At 42.9% G+C, this 21726-nt stretch carries 19 protein-coding genes and 1 pseudogene; 4 read left to right on the top strand and 16 right to left on the bottom strand.

The annotated features are described in order from the left end of the window. Window positions 1–7: 7 nt before the first annotated feature. Together NYR25_00650 and NYR25_00645 are read right to left on the bottom strand one after the other, a co-directional pair. On the bottom strand, window positions 8–1684 hold the full coding sequence (locus NYR25_00650) for a PTS system mannose/fructose/sorbose family transporter subunit IID (protein UWF33949.1): 1677 nt from the start codon (window positions 1682–1684) through the stop codon (window positions 8–10). 25 nt (window positions 1685–1709) lie between these two features. Further along, complete coding sequence (locus NYR25_00645) at window positions 1710–2423, bottom strand: transaldolase (GenBank protein UWF33948.1); 714 nt, start codon at window positions 2421–2423, stop codon at window positions 1710–1712. 173 nt (window positions 2424–2596) lie between these two features. Between NYR25_00645 and NYR25_00640 the strand changes: the two genes are divergently transcribed. After that, complete coding sequence (locus tag NYR25_00640; GenBank protein UWF33947.1) at window positions 2597–3619, top strand: LacI family transcriptional regulator; 1023 nt, start codon at window positions 2597–2599, stop codon at window positions 3617–3619. Window positions 3620–3711: 92 nt separating this feature from the next. Here NYR25_00640 and NYR25_00635 read toward each other — a convergent pair whose 3' ends face one another. The 10 genes from NYR25_00635 to murQ form a co-directional block, all read right to left on the bottom strand. Further along, a complete protein-coding gene (locus NYR25_00635; protein UWF33946.1) occupies window positions 3712–5385 on the bottom strand; it encodes a DUF2075 domain-containing protein in 1674 nt (557 codons plus the stop codon). Between the two features lie 206 nt (window positions 5386–5591). After that, window positions 5592–6077, bottom strand: a complete 486-nt coding sequence (locus tag NYR25_00630; protein UWF33945.1) for a hypothetical protein — start codon at window positions 6075–6077, stop codon at window positions 5592–5594. Window positions 6078–6202: 125 nt separating this feature from the next. After that, window positions 6203–6634, bottom strand: a complete 432-nt coding sequence (locus tag NYR25_00625) for a PTS sugar transporter (GenBank protein UWF33944.1) — start codon at window positions 6632–6634, stop codon at window positions 6203–6205. Between the two features lie 25 nt (window positions 6635–6659). Beyond that, window positions 6660–7460, bottom strand: a complete 801-nt coding sequence (gene agaD / locus NYR25_00620) for a PTS galactosamine transporter subunit IID (protein ID UWF33943.1) — start codon at window positions 7458–7460, stop codon at window positions 6660–6662. After that, the gene (agaC, locus tag NYR25_00615) at window positions 7450–8256 is read right to left on the bottom strand and encodes a PTS galactosamine transporter subunit IIC (protein ID UWF33942.1); all 807 of its coding nucleotides are present in this window, start codon (window positions 8254–8256) and stop codon (window positions 7450–7452) included. The genes agaD and agaC overlap by 11 nt, the downstream gene beginning before the upstream one ends. Window positions 8257–8413: 157 nt before the next feature. Continuing rightward, window positions 8414–8899 carry a PTS galactosamine transporter subunit IIB gene (agaB, locus tag NYR25_00610; GenBank protein UWF33941.1) on the bottom strand — a complete coding sequence of 162 codons (486 nt, stop codon included), beginning with the start codon at window positions 8897–8899 and terminating at the stop codon, window positions 8414–8416. A 381-nt stretch (window positions 8900–9280) separates the two neighbouring features. Beyond that, window positions 9281–9958, bottom strand: coding sequence for an MgtC/SapB family protein (locus tag NYR25_00605; GenBank protein ID UWF33940.1), 678 nt, complete (start codon window positions 9956–9958; stop codon window positions 9281–9283). Between the two features lie 117 nt (window positions 9959–10075). Continuing rightward, entirely contained in the window at window positions 10076–10912 is an 837-nt protein-coding gene (locus NYR25_00600; protein ID UWF33939.1) for a MurR/RpiR family transcriptional regulator, read from the bottom strand. A 36-nt stretch (window positions 10913–10948) separates the two neighbouring features. Beyond that, complete coding sequence (locus tag NYR25_00595) at window positions 10949–12925, bottom strand: glucose PTS transporter subunit IIA (protein UWF33938.1); 1977 nt, start codon at window positions 12923–12925, stop codon at window positions 10949–10951. A 12-nt stretch (window positions 12926–12937) separates the two neighbouring features. Continuing rightward, on the bottom strand, window positions 12938–13831 hold the full coding sequence (gene murQ, locus NYR25_00590; protein UWF33937.1) for an N-acetylmuramic acid 6-phosphate etherase: 894 nt from the start codon (window positions 13829–13831) through the stop codon (window positions 12938–12940). A 263-nt stretch (window positions 13832–14094) separates the two neighbouring features. Here murQ and NYR25_00585 point away from each other — a divergent pair, with 263 nt between their 5' ends. Continuing rightward, entirely contained in the window at window positions 14095–14892 is a 798-nt protein-coding gene (locus NYR25_00585; GenBank protein UWF33936.1) for a hypothetical protein, read from the top strand. A 111-nt stretch (window positions 14893–15003) separates the two neighbouring features. Further along, complete coding sequence (locus NYR25_00580; protein ID UWF33935.1) at window positions 15004–16119, top strand: hypothetical protein; 1116 nt, start codon at window positions 15004–15006, stop codon at window positions 16117–16119. A gap of 90 nt (window positions 16120–16209) precedes the next feature. On the opposite strand, the pseudogene NYR25_00575 reads toward NYR25_00580, so the two are convergent. Together NYR25_00575 and NYR25_00570 are read right to left on the bottom strand one after the other, a co-directional pair. Continuing rightward, window positions 16210–16371 (bottom strand): annotated as a pseudogene (locus NYR25_00575) (DUF2188 domain-containing protein). A gap of 12 nt (window positions 16372–16383) precedes the next feature. Continuing rightward, window positions 16384–17277: an SDR family oxidoreductase gene (locus tag NYR25_00570; protein ID UWF33934.1), complete on the bottom strand. Its 894-nt coding sequence runs from the start codon at window positions 17275–17277 to the stop codon at window positions 16384–16386. Window positions 17278–17385: 108 nt separating this feature from the next. On the opposite strand from NYR25_00570, the gene NYR25_00565 reads away from it, so the two are divergent. Next, complete coding sequence (locus tag NYR25_00565; GenBank protein UWF33933.1) at window positions 17386–18291, top strand: magnesium transporter; 906 nt, start codon at window positions 17386–17388, stop codon at window positions 18289–18291. Here the strand turns inward: NYR25_00565 and NYR25_00560 are convergent. Beyond that, the gene (locus NYR25_00560) at window positions 18288–20198 is read right to left on the bottom strand and encodes a fructose-1,6-bisphosphatase (GenBank protein UWF33932.1); all 1911 of its coding nucleotides are present in this window, start codon (window positions 20196–20198) and stop codon (window positions 18288–18290) included. The two genes, NYR25_00565 and NYR25_00560, sit on opposite strands and share 4 nt — an antisense overlap. Window positions 20199–20432: 234 nt before the next feature. After that, window positions 20433–21638 (bottom strand): MFS transporter, encoded by a 1206-nt coding sequence (locus NYR25_00555; GenBank protein ID UWF33931.1) that lies wholly within the window; start codon window positions 21636–21638, stop codon window positions 20433–20435. Window positions 21639–21726: the final 88 nt, after the last annotated feature.

The raw sequence follows: 21726 nt of genomic DNA, 5'->3' as shown, positions 1-21726 counted from the left end.
AATTTCCTCACTTAACTACTCCTAAAAGATTTAGGTATGAAAGAGCAATACCAATTATAAAAATTCCAAGAATTATCCACGTTGGGTTAACTTTTTTGGCAACCAATCGCCAAACGATTAAAGTAATTGCTAACGGTATTAATCCCGGAGCCAGCGTATTCAAAATCTCTTGTAACTTCATCGTGCTTTTTCCGATTGACCAAACTAACGGAGTATCCACCGTTATCCGGGTTGCTGCCATAGTCCCTACTACCATTAAACCTACAATACTGAAAGCATTTGTAACCTTATCGATGATTCCATTCTTCAAAATGGTAATTACAGAGCTCTTCCCTTTCTTATAGCCAAACATAAACATCAGGTAACCAATCGTGTAAATAATTGCTTCAAAAACTACCGTAAAGAAGACCGGGCCAATAAAGTTATGATCCAAAGCCATTGTTGCACCAATACTAGCTAAAATCGGAAAAATAATTCCTTGTTGGACTGTATCACCAATCCCTGCTGCTGGCCCCATTAGTCCAGTTCTAACACCGTTGATATCCTCTGCGCTAACGTTTTGTCCATTTGCTCGAGCTTCTTCCATTGATAAAGCCACTCCGTGAATAATTGGGCCAACCATGTGTGGTTCTGTATTAAAAAACACCATGTACTTTTTCAATTCTTCTGCTTGCTTTTGAGGATCACTGTAAAGTTTCCGAATCGGATACAACATCATGTTAGTAAGTCCTAAAGCTTGCAAACGTTCATAATTATAAGCAGCTTCATCTGACTGTTGCCATAACCACGTCTTGATCAAATCCCGTTTATTCAATTGAACTTTGTAATCGTCAGTAGTAATCACACTTGCGCTATCCGTGGAATTAGTAGCCGGTTGAACTGCTTCAGTAGCTCCTTTTCGATTATTCAACGTCAAGCGTTTTACCTTCTTTTGTTTAGGGCTATCTTCCTTCTTTTTCGCTGTTTGACTAACAAAAATCAAAAAGGCAATTGCTGCTGAAAAGATTGCTACTGCCGTTGTATCAAGTTTTAGATAAACTGCTAGGAAAAATCCAATGAAGAAATATGCGTTTAAACTCTTCTTTCCTAAATAGCTTAATAGCATTGCGATTCCAAGCGCCGGCATTAGACCACCAACAACTTCTAAAGCTGTGGTTAAGCTTTCAGGAATTGCATTGATTAGTGCTGTCGCCCAGCCTTTACCAAACAATACCAAGCAAAATGCTGGCAATCCATATACCAATAACGACACAATAAATGACGGAACAAAATTCAAAAATCGAATTTGATTTACGTTACCTTCGGCTAGTGCTTTATCCGCTCTATGTACCCAAAATGAGTTTAGCGTTTGATAAATTTGGACCATTAGTAACCCTAGTAAGCTAAACGGAATTGCAAACGTAACTGCCAACTTTGGGCTAGCACTAGATAAAATTGTTAGCGCCGTCCCATATATACCAGCTACCATAGTGTTACTAGGCATCACACCCCCGGCGTTAATCCATCCTAGATATACTAATTGAATATTTGCTCCTGCCAGCATCCCTAACATAGGGTGGCCCATAAATATTCCAACTAAAATACCAGTAGTTAGCGGATACGTCATGCATCGCGTAATGGGTGCAAAAAACCACCATTGCGAAATTGTCGCAAGAATTGCAACTAAAATAGCGGACAAGATCATATTTGTTTTCCTCCTTTAGTCCAGCTTAAATAATTGAAAATCCCAAATCTTTTACATCGTTATTAAAACCTTGAACAGTTTCTAAGGATAATTTCTTTAAGTCTTTTCCTACCATGCCTAATTTTTTTAATACAGGAGTTGTTACCGTAATGATATCTACTCCTAAATCAGCTGCTTGTTTAATGTTTAGTACTTCTCGACAACTAGCCCACAATAGCTTAGTGTTTCCTTTGCTTTCTTTAACCACTTGTACAGACTCTTTCATTAAATTTGTTGGATCAACGCCTGTATCAGCGACTCTCCCAGCGAAGACGGAAACAATGTTTGTAGTATTTTCACTAAATGCGGGAACTACTTCTTTAACTTGATCTATTGTTAAGATAGCGGTAACGTTGATTGAAACACCCTGCTCTGACAGCTCTTTAATTAGAGGAACTGATGATTCACCCTTGGTATTGGTAATCGGAATTTTCACAAAAACATTTTTTCCTAATTTCGCTAATTTAAGCGCTTCCATTTTCATGGTTTTAAAATCGTCAGAAAATACTTCAAATGATATTGGAAGATCACCAACTGTATTCATAACTTTTCTGGCAAACTTCATGTAATCAGTTATTCCAGCTTTTTTCATCAAACTAGGATTGGTGGTAAATCCCTTAACGTTTAATTGTTCTTTAGCTTCTACCATATCGTCTACAACTGCACCATCTGCATAAATATCAATATCAAATAAGTCCATAATTTTACTCCTCAACTTGGGGATACCGTTTCCCCTAAAAAGATTTTTAAACAAGTTATATTATTATACGTATAATATTATTTAATTAAGGTTACCGGTAACCTTAATTTCAGGATAAGTGTAACAGCCATCTATAATGTTTGTCAATATTTTTTTGGAGGTATTTTATAACCATGAAAAATAAAGTGTCCATTCAAGACATTGCTAACCGAGCCGGGGTTTCTAAAACTACCGTTTCCAAGGTCATTAATAATACTGGTAATATTAGCATTGCTACCAGAAATAAAATTCATGCCATAATGGATGAGCTAGATTATCAGCCCAATCGGCTTGCTTCCACGTTAAAAACCGGACATACAAAATTAATCGGAATTTTAGTGCCTGATATAAGAAATGAATTCTATTCAAAAATAGTTAAAAAATGTGAAGGACTTTTATTTAAAGCGGGATACACAACCATTATTTGTAATACCGAGCGGGATTATTTCCAGGAAGAAAATTATCTAAAAGTTCTAAAAGAATTGATGGTAGAGGGAATAATTATCATTTCAGCTACTGACAGCATTAACGCTGATTTAGCCAGCCAAAATAAAAATATTGTCTACATCGATCGAGCTCCTCAATCTGATAACGAAAACATCATTAAATCTGATCACTATGCGGGAGCACAAAAAGCCACCAATGAAATCATCACAGATAGCCGAGATCCCTATTTGATTTTGTCAAAAACAAATTACTCACCAACTAGAGAGCGGACTCACGGTTTTATCGACACCCTTAAAAAGAAAACTAATATTAAAAATCCCGAAAAGCATGTTTTTAGGTTGAATGTGTCTTCAAATCAATATTTGGAAGAAAATACATTGTTGGAAGAATTCTTAATCGAACATTCTTCTGACCCACAACCCTTAGGAATCTTCGCAATTAATGATTACATTGCTTTTATGGTTGTTAAAGCAGCTGCTAAATTACACATTGCAGTCCCCCAAAAACTTAGCGTAATCGGTTTCGATGACGCTTCAATCGCCAATATTGCAACGCCAACCATAACAACTATCCACCAAAACACAACATTACTAGCTGAACAAGCTGTTGACATTCTATTACAAAACATAGGGCAAAGTACTCCCACAGAGCCGCAAAAAATCATTGCCCCGATTGCAATGGTTTATCGTGAATCTTTTTTAAAAAATTAAAATCCGACAAAATAAGAGGTTGAAATTCAAATTAGAATTCAACCTCTTATTAATTAGTAATTTATCAACCTATAAATTTGAAATGTTTTACATTAATTTTGTATTTCCTGATTTTGAGCTGCTAGCAATGCTTTTCTTAATTCATCATCAACGGCATAAATATAAAGCCCGTTAACTCCCCTAGTTAACAACACATTTAGCTCGTTAGGTAATAGCTGATTATATACCTTCACTTTGCTTCCATCACTTAACGTGCGATTTGATACCGCATTTTTATTCGCACTAGCATTAGGATCGTAAACGATTTTACCATCACGATATTTGACTGACGGACCAATAATTACACCACTGTAATTCAAGTCGAACCCTTGGATTGTGTAGGTAGACCCTACTTCATTAATTGTTTCTGGTCGTTCAGCCCAGGATAAATCCTTATTATTGCTTTTAGTTTGTAGATTCCACGGCAAGCTAAAATCCTCTACCGTTACTTGATATAAATCGTGATTTTTGTCCTGCTTTTCTTTAAATTCCCAGTCAAACGTAGCCAACATTCGGGAAAGTCCCTTACTTTGGTCTCGATTTTTTTCTTTGATTGCCTTATACATTTCACCTGGGCTCTTAAAAATTTTCAGTTCGTAATCTTTATCATCCCTTGGTAAATTAGTTATTCTATTTCCATAAACTAGCATTTTAATCCATTTTACAGTATCTTTTGCTGCATTCATTCTCAATTGATTTCTTAATTTAATTAAATGTCCATTCTTCTTAGCCCGGTTCTCTAATTTTTTTAACGTTTGCTCTTCAATATATTGTTGAGTCCTAAGCATTTGATGTGGATCTAAAACTGCTATAGTAATTTTAGCACGATCCGTAATATCGTTAAGTTGGTTTTTCCCTTGATAAGATTGTTTTCCTTGCGTCCACAAAAGATGCGCTTCGTCAATTAAAGCAATATCCGCCTTATCTGTAAAATTGTTGATAAACTTTGTAGGCTTCATTACTTTTTCATCAAACTTCTTTTGGATACCTAGTTTTTTAGCGATATTGTTATAGACCTTCACTTGCTGATCATGATTCACTAGCATGTAGGCACTTTTTCCTTTAAATTCTTCATCTTGCCCACTAAGTAAGTAAAATAATGAACTTAGTAACACTGTCTTCCCTGAACCTGCTGATCCCTCCACCAGAATTAACTGATTCTCTTTTTCTTCGTTAAGCGCTTGCTTTACATGATCCAGAATAGTGATTTCAGCATTCATTTGTTCTTCTGTCAACTTGTGAAAAGGGGAAGCTTTAAATAGCGCATTTTCTTCAATTACCTTCTCAACCGGAAATAATTGCTTGTTTTCTCTATGTAACTGACGCCATATTTTTGAAAAAATAGCGTTCATCTCTTCTACAGGAAAATATTTATACTGCGGGTTAGCCCGCTTGTTGGATAAATTTTTAACGGCTTTACTACCAGTCATGTAGAGCATTAACTTGTTTTCTATATCCAGTGTTAATGATTTATTGAAATGTTCATGTCCAACCACAAACATTTTGGATCTCTTAGCATAGCGCATCTCTTGAAAATGTTCTCTTGTTCGCTGCTTAATATTATTCGTCTCTCCAACATAAACGCTATAGCTATCTTTGTTTTCTGCATAAATAATGTAAACAGTTGGGTAGTCTAATAAAAGCTGTTCATTTCTTTCATCTAACAATCGTAACCCGTTTTTATTAAATGAAATTTTTTCTACAACTGGATCATTTACGTTAGCCATTTTTACACCTGCAATTAATTTTTACTAATTGTATTATACATTTTCTTTTAAACAGGTGGGCTTAACATCTAAAATTCGCAAATTCTCCCCACAAAAAAACGCCCACCCCAAGGCAGACGCTAAGCTAAAACCCAATTCTTCCTAACCAATATAACAAAACTCACAGAACCCGCGAAGATCTCCCCAGAAATATTCCGACGTAGCTTCTAATCGACCTCCGCCTGTCCCAGCATCTTTCGCACTGAAACCACGCTTTTAGCGCGGTGGTCGCCCAGTCTTTTTAACGGTTGTTGGGCCACAATTAAATGGTGATTTTTCATCTCAATGGTTCTTAAATCTGACACCGCTGGACTCTGCCGTCGCACGTGAGGGTTCCTATTCGTCACTAGGTTACGCACGTTATCATAAGTAACCACTAGTCCATCGTGACTTTGTAAAAGCAACTGGTCCGGGGTAACCTTGAACGTACCTTCATCAATGATAAACCTAGCTGGTTGCTGGGTGGCTTCGCTGATTTCAGTTCGATTCAAAATGTACCGCCCACTTTTTCCTAAAAACAGCACATTGCTATTTTGCGATTCTTTATAAAAGAAGGTGCTTAGGTAAAAGTACCGTCGGTCTTGATAGATTTTAATTGCCATACCTCCAGCGATCATCGCGATTACGATCACCGCTATTCCAATGGTATCCATATTTAATCTCTCCAATTTAATACTTTTTCGATTACCACGTTCCCATTTTAAGCGTTGGTACACAGAGCATTTTATACCAACCCATTTTAAAAATGCCGCTCCACCGATCTGCCGAGTTTTCCCTGCTAAATCCCGTCGTCCACGTCCGCATTTCGGCTAACCGGAGCATTCGGATCAAACCTTTTAATGCTTGCATGACTGGTGCTAATTAAGGCGTTGGCTAACTGATGCGCGTTTCCAAACGTTTGGAACATGGTTTCCATCAACGAAGCCAAATTACATCCCGCAACCACTTGCAGTTGCGCCGCGTCTGCTGCCAATGTAGCCGCCACGTTGTACGGCGTTCCGCCGGCTAAATCAGTAAAAAACACGGTTTCTCCAAAAGGTGCGGCACCTAAGGCTTGGACGAATTCTTGATGTAAATCTTGGTCGCTCATCCCGGTCGTAAAATCAATAAATTGCCAATTTTCTGGCACCTTAATTAGTAAACTTAGGGCCGCTTGAATTCCAGACGCAAATTTGCCGTGGCCACTAACAATTACTTTAATCTCGTTCATAAATTATCTCCGTTTTATTCGCTAGTCACATCCAACCAATTGCTGCCATGATAATCGATAAGGCAAAGGTCACCACGATCAGCCAAATCGGGCTAATGTTCTTCCGCAACAGCCAAAACAGTAAGAATACGAAAGCAAATGGCAAAATGTTAGGAAAAATCTTGTCTAAAAGTTGCTTTTGCAGGTCAATAACGGTGTTCCCGGCCCCAATTTTAATGGTCAACTGCATCTTTACGTACGACGCAATTAGGGAACCAATTACGGTCAATCCCAGAATAGAAGCAACGTGCGAAATGACCGTCGAATTTTCTTGGATTACGTCAATAGCCTTGGTTCCCAGGTTGTATCCAAGATGAGCCAAGGGTGCCCGAGACCAGAAGAGGAAGAGGTAAACCACGAAGAAGAGGATGGGGCCAAAGACGTTTCCGTTTTTAGCAATTGAGGCGCTAATCCCGCCCACAATCGGCATAATGGTGAACCAGAAAATTGCATCCCCGATTCCAGCCATCGGCCCGAACAACGCGTTCTTCAATCCTTTAATGGTGGTCGAATCAACGTGTTCTTCTTCCATAGTCAATAATAATCCCATGAGGATGGGGTATAACGGTGGCGAGCTGTTAATAAATTCCATGTTGTCAGTCATTACCCGCTTTAACCCCTCGGGATCGTCACGATAAATTTTCTCCCAATAGGGCAGCTGTGCCCACGTCCATTCTGGTGAATGCATTCGTTCGTAAGAAAACGAAGCCTGTACTAAGTTAGAACGAATACCGAGCATTGAAATTTCATGATTGCTGAAAATGGATTTTTTATTCTTAGATACCATCGTCCATGCCACCTCCTTGCGAACGTGCAGAAAGGTCCTTAATTTGGGCCTTTAATTCCATATTTTCCCGGGTCCGGAAGTATTCAATCGCGGCAAAAACGCTCCCGACCAACGCTACCGGTAGTACGTTTGAAAATGGAATCATGCTGGCCATTACGAATCCCAAGACTAAGTACGGCATGTATTTAGGTTTCAGCATTACCTTAAGCAGCATTGCAAAACCAACCGCAGGTAAGATCCCACCAGCTAATTCAAAACCGTGGGTCAGCCAATGCGGCATCGAATTAACTAAAGCATGCATCGGAGTTTGCGCAGCGTAAGCGCTAAGGAAAGCCACTACGCCAAACGAAACGATGACAATCGTTAGCGGAATGAAATTAAGCCGTTTGAAATCACGGGCATTTCCTTCCGCTGCGTATTGGTCAAATTTAGACATAAATAGGGAAAATGATGAATAGAAGAATAGCAAAATATACTGCATGAGCATCGCAAATGGCAAGGATAAGCCAATCGCCGTGGTAGGATTAGTGTTATTCGTGGCCGCAATTACTACGGTCATAATTCCGCATAAAACTGTGTTAGGTGGCTGGGTACCACCCGCTGGAGTTAGTCCAGCAAAGGCTAATTCGGTCAGCCCGCCGGCAATGACCCCTAATTGTAAATCCCCTAAAATCAAACCAGTAATCGTACAGACAATGATGGGCCGGAAAATGAAGAAGGCTTGCAGCCAAGCATCAAGGCCGGAAATCATTGCCCAAATCGCAATTAAAATACCTTGTGTGAGAGTAACCGACATTTATTTTCACCTCTCTTGATAAGCAGCACACAGCAGCTGAAACACCAGGCATATCTAAAATTAATGAACTAGCCTAGTCACTTCGCTTGCCGGGTGCGTTTAGCGACATTACCGTGAAATCGGGTTCTTAAATCACTTCCTTTACACTAACTAAGCGTTATTTCAACAATTGTTCGGTAATTGGATACTGTTTTTCACCAGGGTAGTCTTGAATAAAAATTTCAATTCCCCGATTAGCTACTGCGAGGAGGTCGTGAACGTCTTGATCGTCAACGTAAACCTTTTTGGTGATTTCCCGTTTACCTTGTGCGAAATGCATGTTGCCCACGTTAACTTTATTAACCGGCACGCCGCCTTCCACTAATTTAAGCAAGTCACCAGGCGTTTTTACCACCAAAAAAATGTGTTGTCGATCCGCAGCCTTATTGATCACGTTAATCGTCTTTTCAATCGTAAAGAACCGAATATCCGCCCCGGAAGAGTCCGCGGTGGTGGCCATCAGCTTTTGTTGCAGTTCGTCATTGGCCGCGTCGTCATTAGCCACCACGATTAAGTTGGCCTTTACCGCCCTGGTCCAGGTCACCCCGACTTGTCCATGTACCAAACGATTATCAACTCGCGTCATTAAAATATTCGCTGCCATTACATCCATCTCCTCATCAGATAAATCCCATCTAATTTCAACAAGTGTAAACGTTTACAAATAAAGTATAACCTTTATCTAACCAAAGACAATCGTTAAATTGCCATTTTTTAATTAAAAATAGTTTGCGCTAACAACCTTATCTCTACACAATTTTTATCACCTTTAAGATGTATATACCAATTCTTAAACTTGAAAGTTTTACCAACTAAAAAAGCGCTTCTTCAGAACTCGAAAATTCTGAAGAAGCACTTTTGATTCTATATAAAATGAAGTCAGCATACCCAAATGACTTTATATTTTTTCTCATTCTCCGGATAATGCTTAATTTGCTAATCTTTACGGGCTTGACCAGCCAACCAAATCGTACAAATCTTGCGTCTAGTCTTCCCGCTGAACTTCCACCACCGCCGGATTCTTCGAAATTTTCATTAAAACGGCATCGATGTCCTGCTTGTCAGTTAAAATTCCTTCCAATTCTACGGTGATCCGTTCGGTAGTCACGTTGCTAATGGAAAACGTCTTGCGAGCAAAGCCGACGTCGTGGAAGATGGCATGAATCGTTGTTAAAGTCGTGGCGTCGTTTTTTAGCAAAACCTGGCAATGAAAATGTTTGTGTCGTAATAGGTATTTCAAAACTAAATTATCCCGGAACAAAGATTGCGAGGCCACGATTAGGAGCGCGGCCACAATTCCAATAAAGTACAATCCCGATCCGACGGCCATCCCGACCGCGGCGGTAGCCCACACTCCAGCAGCGGTAGTTAAGCCATTGACGCCTGCGCCCCGCACCAGGATGGTTCCGGCGCCAATGAAACTGATCCCGCTGATGATTTGGGCCGCAATCCGGGAGGGATCCAACCCAATTCCCGGATGTTGCAGTAAATCGTAAAATCCGTATTTAGAGATTAACATGGCTAAGGCAGCTCCTAAAGCCACGATAATATGCGTCCGAATTCCAGCGTTTTTCAACCGGGCCGACCGTTCGTAACCAATAAAACCGCCACATATTGCCGCCACCACGAGCCGAAAACACCAGTCTAAATCCATGGCTTGCATTTCTTAACCTCCCTATCGTTCTTAATAATAAGTAAATTCTCCGTTTCAATTTTACCACTCTAACGAAAAACACGATTCCCAGTAGCTCTCCGCCACCAGAAACCGTGTTGGTTTTAATTAAAAATTGCTCTTGATAATTCTACGTGATTTCGTCAATTGATCGACGTGATCTTCAAAATGAAGTTTTAAATAGGAATAATAGAGTAGGTCAACCACGTAAAGTTGGGCCATTAGCGAGGTCGTGGCCGCGCTTCGCAACTGATTTCCTTCCCCACTATCACTATGAGCTAGCACCACCGTACTTTGACGAGCTAAGGGGCTATTTAACACCCGGGTAATCGCCACTACTGGTAAATCGAGTGCCCGGGCAGCTCCCAGAAGCTGTAAGGTTTCCTTAGTCTCTCCTGAGTTAGAAATCAGTACAACTGCTCCACGCCCCTTGGACATTCCCGCGGCCAGCAGGTGGATATCTTGAGTTTGGGCGACCGGCTTACCAAGCCGAACGAACTTTTGTTGCAAATCGTCCGCTACTAAATGTGATGCTCCCATGCCATAAGTGTAAACCACGTCGGCCTGATCCAGCAATTTGGCTGCGTTACGGACTGCTCCGCCCTTGACCGTCCGGTTGGTTTGCTCAATGGTGTGATTAATCCGGTATTCCATCTTTTGCTTCATTACTTCAAGCGTATCCGTTGGATCAATCTCTTCGAAAAACTTGTCGTTGACCATCGTTTCGTTCTTCAAGCGTTCTTTCAGTTCGGGTAAGCCATTCTTGCAAACCCGTTTTGCTAAACGAATTACTGTCGCAGCACTCGTGCCTACTTGATCGGCAACTTGTTTGGCATTTGATTCCAGGACCGCTTGAGGATGGTTAATGATAAATTGCGCAACTTGCTTTTCCTTTTTGGTAAAATCACCTAACTGATTTTTTAAGGTAAATACAACACTTTTCATCGACAACCCTCCTCACGCTGGCGCAATTAATCGTGGCTAGCGTTGATTTTCCATTAAAATTGACGTAGCTTGCACGTCCGTTTGCCCATCCTTTTTGGCAACTTGATAATCAGCCGAATTAGTAATAATGGTCAAGGTAACCGGGTCTAGGTGGGCGTTCCGAACTACGGACCAATCGACCTTTCCAATCACGTCGCCTTGGTGCACTTGGTCACCAGCTTGTACGTTAATTTCAAATCCTTTTCCATTTAATTTTACTGTATCTACTCCGATATGCACGAGGACTTCTTCCCCAATTTCATCTCTGAAGCCAATTGCGTGGTTGGTATCTGCCACCATGGTGACTCCACCATCTACCGGAGCGTAAATTTGAGAATCATTTTCGTCAGGCTTTACCGCAATCGACTTGCCCATCACTTCTTGGGCCATCATCGGATCAGGAACTTGGTCAAGTTCGACTACCTTGCCGCTAACGGGGGCCGTTACGGTCGCCGAACCACTACGAACAGCTGTTGAACTAGCTGGAGCGTCGTTTTGAACTTCATTTTGAACTTCAGCGTTAACTTCAGTATCGCCAACGAGGGCGTCTTTAGGGATTCCAAAGAAGTAGGTTGCCACGAATCCGCCGGCATATCCAGCTAAGAGGCCGAGCACGTACGCGTAAATGTGGCCGTTAGTAATTAACGGAATCAAAGCTACTCCGGAAGGGCCGATTGCGATCGCGCCTACGTGGCCGAGGCCGCCAACTACGGCACCGCCGATCCCACCACCGATACATGCGGTAATGAACGGCCGCCCTAGTGGCAACGTTACCCCATAAATTAGGGGTTCACCGATTCCTAAGATTCCAACTGGCAGAGCTCCCTTAATTAAGTTAGTCAACTGGCGGTTCCGCCGGCATTTAACCCAAAGTGCAAAGGCCGCACCGACTTGTCCAGCACCCGCCATGGCAAGGATTGGTAGCAATGGAGTCGCCCCAGTTTTGTTAATCATTTCAATATGAATCGGGGTTAGAATTTGGTGCAAACCAAACATTACCATCGGAAGGAACAATGCTCCTAACGCAAAACCAGAGAACGCGCCGCCAATGTTTAGAATCCAGTTAATTGCACCAACTAGGGAACTTGAAATTACGCCGGCAACTGGCATCACTAGGAAAATGGTAAATATTCCAATAACTAATAATGTAATCGTTGGGGTCACAATAATATCAATTGAATCTGGTACCCAGCGATGAAGTTGCTTTTCGACTAAGGATAGTACCCAAACGGCAAAAATTACGCCGATGATTCCACCCTGTCCGGCGCTCATTGGTTGGCCGTTAAAAATATTGTGCAACGGAGCTTCGGGAGTCATCCCGTTTAACAGGGTTACCGCCCCGATCACACCCCCTAAACCAGGAGTCGCGCCGAACTCGGTCGCACTATTAATACCAACGTAAACGGAAAGGTAGGCAAACACCCCGTTTTTAATGATATTCAGCACTAAAATCAAATCCGTCCAACTCTTGCTGATGTCACCAGCCACGAGCAAGTTGGAGAGTACCGCGGCAATCCCACCAATCAAACCAGCTCCGACAAAGGCCGGAATCAACGGAATGAAGATGTTCGAAATCGATTTCAAAATTCGTTTTACGGGAGTTTGTTTTTGTTTAGCCTTTTGGGCCGCCTTTACTTGGGCCGCCTTAGCTTCCACAATTTCCTTGTCCGTCATTTTACTAGTGTCCATCACCGTTTCAGGGAAAGGATCACCCAGTTTTACTCCGACTTCGCGGACCATTTCTTCGGCAACTTTGTTAACCGTACCGGGACCCACGATTACTTGTAAAGTATCGTCGTCCACGACTCCCATCACACCGTCAATTTGTTTTAACCCGGCCATGTTAACCAAGCTCGGATCCTTAATGGTCATGCGCACCCGCGTCATGCAGTGAATCAACTTGGCAACGTTGCCGGGACCCCCCACGTTAGCATAGATGGCCTGCGCGATTTGCTTTACTTTTGCATCCGTCATTACTTCAACCTCCTAATCAATCGTCTTTCTAACAAAACCATGGGCTTCTTGAAGCCGTTTTTGAGCTTTCGCCTCGTCGACCCCCGTCAAAATCATCACAATGGCAACTTTAACGTTTTGGTGGGCCTTTTCAAACATTGTGGTTGCGGTCTCATAATCCGCATCGGTCGCTTGCATAATAATCCGCTTAGACCGTTCCACTAATTTTGCGTTAGTGGGCTTAACGTCAACCATCAAATTCTTATACACTTTTCCAATTCCGATCATTGAAACCGTTGAAAGCATGTTTAACACTAATTTCTGTGCGGTTCCCGATTTTAGCCGGGTGGAACCGGTCAATACTTCGGGCCCCACCGGGACTTCGATGGCAATTTCGGCATGTTGGCTAATTTCTGCATCCGCGTTGCAAGCCAAACTAATTGTGGCAGCATGCATTTCTCGTGCGTAGTCTAATCCGCCAATTACGTACGGGGTGCGACCACTTGCAGCAATCCCCACCACGGTATCTTTATCCGTGAGGTGCCGTTTTTTTAAATCTGTCGGGCCCAAAGTCAAAGAATCTTCCGCGCCTTCCACCGCTACGGTCATCGCTTTTTCATCTCCAGCAATCAGTCCCTGCACCATTTCTGGATCTGTACCAAAGGTAGGCACACACTCAGCAGCATCCAGCACGCCTAGCCGACCGCTGGTTCCGGCGCCCATATAAAAAAGTCGGCCACCTTGCTTAAAGTTTTTAATGATTTGGTCCACCGCTTTAGTAATCTGCGGGAGCGCTTTTTGTACGCTCTGGGCCACGGTCTGGTCCTCACGATTCATAATTTGGAGTACTTCTGCCGTTGATAATTCATCCAACCGCATCGTCTGTGGGTTACGGGTTTCCGTCGTTAACCGACTTAAATCTAACATTAAATTGCACCTCCATGTATTCGCTTTCATTTGAGTTGCTTAATTGTACCGCGTTTGAAACGTCATTTCAATATAATTCGTAAATTTATTTAAAAGTATGAAACCACATTTCATTTCAAATAAAATGTGTCTTATAAATACCTAGATAATTGGCAAAATGTGCTGAATTTGACTCAGATACTTGTTAACGTGATAGCGCTTTGATAATATTCAAATGCAAAAAAATATTGATTAGTAATCATTTTGGAGGAGATTGTTTTAGTATGGAAGTTAAACTGAACTACTATGATGAATTTCAGCAGCTCAGCTCAAGTCAAGTTTTTTCGGATCAAAAACGGAACCTTAATTTACCGTTTATCAAAAACGCGCAAATTTTCAGCGAAACCACCCTTTATTTGCAAGACATTAGCCACTGGCGTTGTCCTGGTTCCACTTTGATCATTGATACCGAACGACCTCCCCATATTACTAATCAATCAACCCGTAAACTTATTCGTAACTTTGTCCGTACCCAACCTTGTCGGGACCTCTTTTTGCGGGTGATGTCCGATTATCTAGGTATCAAACAGGCTCGCCCAGTAGTTTTAGGTACCCAACGGGTGGTTCCGTTAACCGGAACGACCCGCCGGCCTGCCGATTGGGCCTTTGTTCATCACCTAACCGACTTTTACGCGGATCAACAGCATCCCCACTCGTCATTTTTAAACTTTAATTGTCACGGTAAGTGTCTCCAGCTCCAAGTCCCTTTCAAGGAAGCCTTTATTCGAAACAAATTACTTAAGGCGCAACGGGTAGCGGAATTAACTTACTTAATTATGAAAGGCCTTTCAGAAGCATTAGGAATGGCCGTTATTAAACCACGCAAGGAAGTCTTTTCCCGCGTTGACCACTGTCTTCAAGGGGATCGGCTGCCTAGCGAACCCTTAGACGAGACCTTAATTGAATTACCCGCACGTCTATTTGTCACCCTTAGCGAGTCATTTTTCGATGAATCACTCATGTCAATGGAAGAAGCTACACACAAACTCAAAAAAATGAGCAGTAATTTGGAGTTAATGTAATGTTTTTTGCCCTAATCTGTCAAAACAAAGTATAATGTTAATAGTTATAATTCGTAATTTAATTTAACTAAATTTAAACGTGTTGGCTGACACCTTGGGGGATTAGTTTTTATGAACAAAAGACTAAATAGATGGATATCGAAGTTCAAAAATTGGATCAATCCACGGGATCCGTACCAAAATGAATTTGTTGAAGACGACCTTTACCGGGGGCGCCGGTCTGCAAAACGGCGTCATCGGCGCTTAGTTATGCGACACTGGTCAATTTTAATTGGTAGCATTGTTTTAGTGTGTGCCGTGCTTTTCGGCGGCGGATGGGGTATTAGTAAAACTCTCTACTCTAGTAAAGTTGACCGTTTGCAGACCCGCATCGACCGGTTGTACGTCGATTCTAACCATTCCGATCTAAAGAAAAGCGTCACCAAACAACAAATTACCACCCTTAAAGATGACGTTGCACAATTAAAGGACCGACCACAGAAACAAACGTTACAAAAAGCGCAGAACCAAGCCGCCAATGCTTACCAAGTGCGGCAAGATTATCAGCACTTATTCAATCAACAAAATCGAGTTGATTTAAAGGTAACTACCAAAAAAGTTAAGCACCAAATACAAACCTTATCGAACAGCGCCGTTCCACAAGCTTTCGATAAGAAGTACCAGCAACGGTTACAAAAGGTAAATCACATCGTTAAAACAGCGGACCAACTTAGTCGGCGGTACAAAGCCATTATGAATGCTCACCGGCAAAACCAAAAAATTAGCGTTACAACCATTGACGCGCTAATTAAAGACATGCGCAAAAATCAACAATCGCAACGCACCGTTGATGAACAAACTAAGTTGATCAGCCTTAAGTCAATCGTTAATAAAGAAAATAAGGCGGCCGAAAAAGCTGCTCGCGAAGCCGCAATCGCCGCCCAAAAAGAGGCCGAAGAAGAGGCAGCCCGCCAAGCAGCCGAGGAATCTTCCTCTAAAGAAGCTTCCAAATCAGCTTCTAAGGCAGCTGAATCGAGTTCTAAAGCAGCGGCAGAAAGTGCTGCGGCAGCGTCCTCAGCCGCCGCCGAAAGCTCTAGTTATGATTCTAGCGATAGTTATACTGATGGGACTTATGGTTCAACAGGGAACGATTCAACTTATAGTAGTTCTCCGAACTATAATTACAGCAGTCCTTCCTATTATGACTATGCGTATAGCACAACTAGCGGGTCTTCCGCTAACAACTAAATTTACCGCACAAAAACGCGCCTACTAGCGACAAGCTGTCCTAGTAGACGCGTTTTTAAAGTTTTTTAGTACCACCTATTCTTCAGGGTGGTCCTGGTCCCATTTTTCTGCTTGGCTGATGGCAATCGGGATTGCCCGGTCTTCATCATAGCCTTCTTGTAACAAAGCATTTGCAATTTCAATTGCTTTGTTACGCACCCGCTCCTTAAGATTTTTCATGGAGCTGGGGTAATCTTTTTTTGTCCAAGGCATCGCCATTCCTCCTTAAAGGTTGATTGGTTCGCCACCAGTTACGCCGTAAATTTGGGAAGTTACGTAACTAGCTAAGTTGGACGCTAGGAAGACGTATGCTGGGGCTAATTCAGCTGGTTGTCCAGCCCGGCCCATTGGTGAATCTTGCCCAAATTCAGGGATCGAGGATTCTGGTTGACCATGATCCAATTGGATTGGAGTCCAAATTGGTCCTGGAGCCACGCCGTTAACCCGCACCCCTTGTTCAATTAGCTGTTGACCCAAGTTAATCGTCATGTTTGCGATTGCTGCTTTGGTTGCGGCGTAATCTAACAACTGGGTGCTTGGATTAAACGCTTGAATCGAAGTAGTGGTAACGATCGCACCACCCGCTGGAAGGTGCGGTTTGGCAGCCTTGACCATCGCTAACATGGCAACCACGTTCACGTCAAAACTATCCTTAATTTGTTGGATCGGCAGGTCGTCGATTTTTTCGTGCGCAATTTGTTGGGACGCGTTTAAAATTAACGTGTCGAGTGCGCCAAATTCATCAACCACCCGTTGGATAATTTCTTCGGGAGCATTTGAATCGCGTAAATCAGCCGGGAGTAAGAGCGCTTGACGCCCTGCAGAAGTGATGTAGTGTTCCACTTCTTGCGCGTCGGCTTCTTCACCTGGTAAAAATTGGATGGCTACGTCGGCGCCTTCCCGGGCAAATGCAATGGCCACCGCGCGACCAATTCCGGAATCACCACCGGTTACAAGCACTTTCCGGTTTAACAGCAGGTCGTGACCTACGTAACTAGTTTCACCACAGTCGGGTACGGGAGTCATCTTCCCTTGGATTGCTGGGGTGTCCTGTTGTTGTGCCGGAAATTTATCCGTATGGTACAGCGTACGGGGATCCTTTAAATCTGGTTGATTCATGTGCATACAACTCCTTTCTTTTGTAATTAGCATTTTAATATAATAGAATATTTTTAAAAAGAAAAAGGCTCACGTTATGTAAACGTTTAGCGAGAAAGGAGTTCCGGCATGCCTAATCACCACGTCCAGCTCAAAATTGAAACTTTCACCAGTGTTGATTCTCTCAACAATTTAATCCAAAAACATCAGTGGCCGGCAACCATTACGGCAGGCCTGCAAACTCCCGAAGTCTTTCCCCGAACCATGCGTTTCAAGCATGGCGAAGACGAAATTGCCTATTTGATTGCAGTCTGTAACCTCGCACCTACCGATAACATTCTTGACTCTCAGGTATTGTTAGATCCTTTAATCATCGTTTCAGAGCCGGAACAACTAACCTTTTTGGTCCACGAAGAGTCGGCAAGCGCCACTGAAATTCGACAACTTTACGAAACCACCCTGTTTAATTCCAACGAAGGACTGATTGCCTGCTTCCTCTTAAAAATTTACTCCAACTATCGCGTAAAACTCGCACATATTAAAGAGCAGCTCGAAGAAATTGAAGCACAATCTACGGAAACCACCAAAAATGAATATCTCATCGAAATCAAAAATATCAAAAAAGAGGCCGTCGTCTTAGAGCACACCCTTGATACCCAACACCAAGCGTTAGAACGGCTTTTTAAGTTAGCGGAATTTACCGATAATTTGGCGGATGAAGCGATGATTTACAACATTAAAACCGCTGAACGCCAAATCACGAAGTTAATTGCCATTTATCGTGACTTAATTGAAGCGATCAGCGGTTTATTTACTGACATTATGAGTAACCATTTGAACCACTTGATGAAGTATTTAGATTCGGCCGCCCTGGTCATCTCGGTTCCCTCGTTGATTGCCGGGTTGTGGGGGATGAACACCGGCGGGCTGCCTGGTGAACACACTAAATTCGGCTTTTTAATGATGATTATCGTCAGTTTGGTGCTCGCCTTGGTTACTTGGCGAATCTTGCGTTCCAAAAAGTATAACGACTAGTTGTCGTCGTTTTGCAGAAGAAATTTCAAGTCGTCAATTTGGCGCTTAAGTTCCATCCCGATGGTTGTATCGGCAATGTTGCGCCGGGGCAGATCCCGGTCAATCACCCGTTTCAAAGTTGCCGAACCGGTCGTCGAGTTATACAACTCGGCCACTCCCAAAAACGGCGTATGGGTAACGATTTGGAACCCGTATGAATTGTTGATCAGCGTGTAGCCGGCAATTCCAGTCGCCTTCTGATAGGCCTTCGATAAGCCGCCGTCAATTACTAAAATTTGACCACCGCCCTTGATTGGTGACTCGCCATTGCCCACCTTTACCGGAGTGTGCCCGTTAATAATGTAGCTGGAACGCTCGTCCAACCCAAATTTATCTAGAATATAGTGCGCCGTAGAAAGCCGGTCGCGAAGCATGAAGTACGGATTATCACCTTCGCGATGGGTCTTTTTATCGTCAATAAAGTAACGTTCAAACGTGGTCATGGCCGTGCGCCCAAAAAGCGGTGATTTTTTGCCAATCCAGCAGTACCACATTAAATCGGTATCATCATTTTCCGCAAAATCCGCCTTACTGGTGGCCGCGCGAATCCGCTGTTCAAAGAAATCGAGTAGCTTCCGGCCGGCATAACGGTGCCCCCGGTATTCAAATTCGTCGAAATCACCATCTTCGGTAAGCGGAATGCAGCCGTGGTAAAGCAAATTATTATTGTAAATTAGATACATGCTCCCCTTACGTAAAATAAAGTCCATGTGGGCCCTGATTTGTGGGGCGTGCCGGAACGAGTAACCCAAACTCTGGATAACTTCCTGCTCTTCCGTGGTCAGTTCGTAGGGGTGTTGTGGGTCCACCGTTTGGAAGCAGCCGTGACTTAGCGGATAGGTCCGGCCATCAATTTCAACTGCGCCAGTGACCGCTTGTTGCAAAAACAGGCGATTTTCCATTTCAAAATCGGGTTGCCGGGCGATAATTTGGCCTTCTAGCTTGAATTGGATAATGGTCAAGGCTTGGTGAACCTTGGACAACAAATCCGCGTTTTGTTGGTTAAATTCCCCAGCTTTCGGGTAGAAAAACGGGTCGGCTTCGTAATGTTGGTCGGCAAAGGTAAACAACGCCCGTAAATTGATTCCGTATTCCCGTTCTAAATCAAAAATGTATCCGTACCGGGTTGCAATCCGGAAAAGGGTTGCGATGCAGGCCTGCGAACCGGCGTAACCGCCCAACCAGAGGACGTCGTGATTCCCCCACTGAAAATCTAGGGAGTGGGCATTTTCCAACAGTTCCAAAACCTGGTTAGACTTTTGGCCCCGGTCAAAAACGTCGCCCACAATGTGAATGTGGTCGATTACCAGTTTTTGAATCGTAGCAGCCAAGCTTTGAACGAAATCCTGCGCCCGGTTCAATTCAATGACCTTGTTAATGATTTGTGCGTAGTACTTCTGCTTATTTTTCGGACTGCCTTCTACATACAGCAACTCTTCAATAATGTACGCATACTTCTTGGGCAACGTCTTCCGGACCTTTGAACGTGAATATTTGCTAGCGCAATATTGGGTGACCTCAATCATCCGTGGAATAATGGTGGTATACCATTGAATTAACTCGTCGGCACTTTTACCCTGTTGAACTTTTTCAATCATGAATTTAGGGTAGGCCACCACAAAGTTTAATTCCTTTTTATCAGCCGCCGCCATTTCAGGAAAACGGAGGTTGATTTTTTCACTAATGATCCCCGCTCCAGTCTTTAAAATGTGGTTGAGTCCGTCGTATTCGCCGTGAATGTCACTGATAAAATACTCGGTCCCTTTGGGCAAATTTAAAATCGCCTCCAGGTTGACGATCTCGGTTACAATCTCATCTTCGTTATTAAATTCTTTTTTTAGTTCTTCAAAGTATTTTTCTTTATACATTGGTATATACCCTTTTACGTTTAATTATTTATTTGATACTTTGATAATAACACAAATATAAGCGCTTACAAGTTCAATTTACTAAACATCCTTCCCGTTATGGCAGAATTGGTAAACAGCCGTTATTTTTGGAATTTTTTATGTAAATTGTACTTTTTTACTAAATAACCCCTTTCCACCAGCAACTCCATCAGCCGCTGGTAAAAAGGGGTTATATATTTTTCTGTAATTTTACTAAATTTGATCCATCTTTACTACCGCCAGGCCGGATACCGTGGCAACTAAAACGATGCCGAGGTAAACCACGTTTTGTACGCTGCCAATTGGGTTTGCGGAGAACGCCATTCCATAAAGCATTGGTCCTAAAGCCGCGATAAGGTATCCGCCCGCTTGAGACATGCCGGATAATTGCGCCGTTTGATATGGCGAAGCTGTCTTCACGGCGAACATGGTCATTACAAAAACAAAGAAGAGGTTTACCGAATAACCAATCAATAACGCCTCAATTAACCAAAACCAGGTGGCAGCAGTGTTTTGCACAAAGAGCATCCCGGCTGCTCCAAGACCGACGGCACCTGCTGAAAGAATTAATCCCGTTTGAGTGTGCCGACTTACCCGGGTCAAGGTTTGGGGCAAAAATACCGAAACCGGTAGCCCGATTAACGAAAAGCAGGCCATGATTGCCCCAATGATGCCCGAACCAACGCGATGATACGCCATTAATGACGGCATCCACGCCGTAAAAGTGTACATCATTACCGATTGACAACCGAATACCAGTAGGAAGCACCAGGCCCGTTTATTTTGCCAAATCACCGTTTTGGTTGCTGCCTTAGCAACCGCCGGAGTCGGCGCATGCTGGTCCATTTCTTCCGGCAGATGCGGAACAACCAATCCCCACGTCAACCATGCCAATAACGGAACCACGGTTAAGATTAACAACATCGTCCACCATCCCGCCACCTTGACAATCGGGGCGGTGATTAAGTTAAAAATCGCGCTGCCCATCATCATTGAAAAGGTGTATAGGGTGGTGTATAACCCAATTCGCTGCGGAAAATAGGCTGCCACAAACGACGGCATAAAAACGTTTAGGTAGGCGATTGCGACCCCAATTAAAATCGTCCCGCCAATCATTGTGGGCATTGTGACCACCATCCGTAACGCCGATCCGAGCACCAGAATAGCTAACGCTAATAGCAACGACCGTTTAAAACCCATCCGTTTTAAAATGCGCGAAGCAAAATTAGAAAATACCATAAACATCACTAACGGCAGGGTAGTTAAAATTCCTAAACTTCCCTGAGCCACCCGCAAACTTTGCGCTAAATTGCCCAAAATCAAGGGAATCGTGGTTATCGGCGTCCGCATCATCGATCCCACCAAAATCACCACTAAAATCATGGCCAAAATACCAATTTTACTTTTTCTCCAGTCCATGCCGTACCCTTCCTCGTCTTAAATAATCATAGTTTTATTGTACCAGAGTATTTTTACATTCTCGGGAAGTCCTTTTAATTTTGGCCGA

The organism is Pediococcus acidilactici (assembly GCA_024970065.1).
Lineage (GTDB): Bacteria > Bacillota > Bacilli > Lactobacillales > Lactobacillaceae > Pediococcus > Pediococcus acidilactici_A.
Note: the sequence above shows the minus strand (reverse complement) of the source record. Positions and strands in the feature narration are given on the sequence as shown.

Bases quoted from the DNA above. Each gene is read 5' to 3' on its own strand.
- NYR25_00650 (UWF33949.1), bottom strand. From the start codon at position 1,684: ATGATCTTGTCCGCTATTTTAGTTGCAATTCTTGCGACAATTTCGCAA.
- NYR25_00645 (UWF33948.1), bottom strand. From the start codon at position 2,423: ATGGACTTATTTGATATTGATATTTATGCAGATGGTGCAGTTGTAGAC.
- NYR25_00640 (UWF33947.1), top strand. From the start codon at position 2,597: ATGAAAAATAAAGTGTCCATTCAAGACATTGCTAACCGAGCCGGGGTT.
- NYR25_00635 (UWF33946.1), bottom strand. From the start codon at position 5,385: ATGGCTAACGTAAATGATCCAGTTGTAGAAAAAATTTCATTTAATAAA.
- NYR25_00630 (UWF33945.1), bottom strand. From the start codon at position 6,077: ATGGATACCATTGGAATAGCGGTGATCGTAATCGCGATGATCGCTGGA.
- NYR25_00625 (UWF33944.1), bottom strand. From the start codon at position 6,634: ATGAACGAGATTAAAGTAATTGTTAGTGGCCACGGCAAATTTGCGTCT.
- agaD (UWF33943.1), bottom strand. From the start codon at position 7,460: ATGGTATCTAAGAATAAAAAATCCATTTTCAGCAATCATGAAATTTCA.
- agaC (UWF33942.1), bottom strand. From the start codon at position 8,256: ATGTCGGTTACTCTCACACAAGGTATTTTAATTGCGATTTGGGCAATG.
- agaB (UWF33941.1), bottom strand. From the start codon at position 8,899: ATGGCAGCGAATATTTTAATGACGCGAGTTGATAATCGTTTGGTACAT.
- NYR25_00605 (UWF33940.1), bottom strand. From the start codon at position 9,958: ATGCAAGCCATGGATTTAGACTGGTGTTTTCGGCTCGTGGTGGCGGCA.
- NYR25_00600 (UWF33939.1), bottom strand. From the start codon at position 10,912: ATGAAAAGTGTTGTATTTACCTTAAAAAATCAGTTAGGTGATTTTACC.
- NYR25_00595 (UWF33938.1), bottom strand. From the start codon at position 12,925: ATGACGGATGCAAAAGTAAAGCAAATCGCGCAGGCCATCTATGCTAAC.
- murQ (UWF33937.1), bottom strand. From the start codon at position 13,831: ATGTTAGATTTAAGTCGGTTAACGACGGAAACCCGTAACCCACAGACG.
- NYR25_00585 (UWF33936.1), top strand. From the start codon at position 14,095: ATGGAAGTTAAACTGAACTACTATGATGAATTTCAGCAGCTCAGCTCA.
- NYR25_00580 (UWF33935.1), top strand. From the start codon at position 15,004: ATGAACAAAAGACTAAATAGATGGATATCGAAGTTCAAAAATTGGATC.
- NYR25_00570 (UWF33934.1), bottom strand. From the start codon at position 17,277: ATGAATCAACCAGATTTAAAGGATCCCCGTACGCTGTACCATACGGAT.
- NYR25_00565 (UWF33933.1), top strand. From the start codon at position 17,386: ATGCCTAATCACCACGTCCAGCTCAAAATTGAAACTTTCACCAGTGTT.
- NYR25_00560 (UWF33932.1), bottom strand. From the start codon at position 20,198: ATGTATAAAGAAAAATACTTTGAAGAACTAAAAAAAGAATTTAATAAC.
- NYR25_00555 (UWF33931.1), bottom strand. From the start codon at position 21,638: ATGGACTGGAGAAAAAGTAAAATTGGTATTTTGGCCATGATTTTAGTG.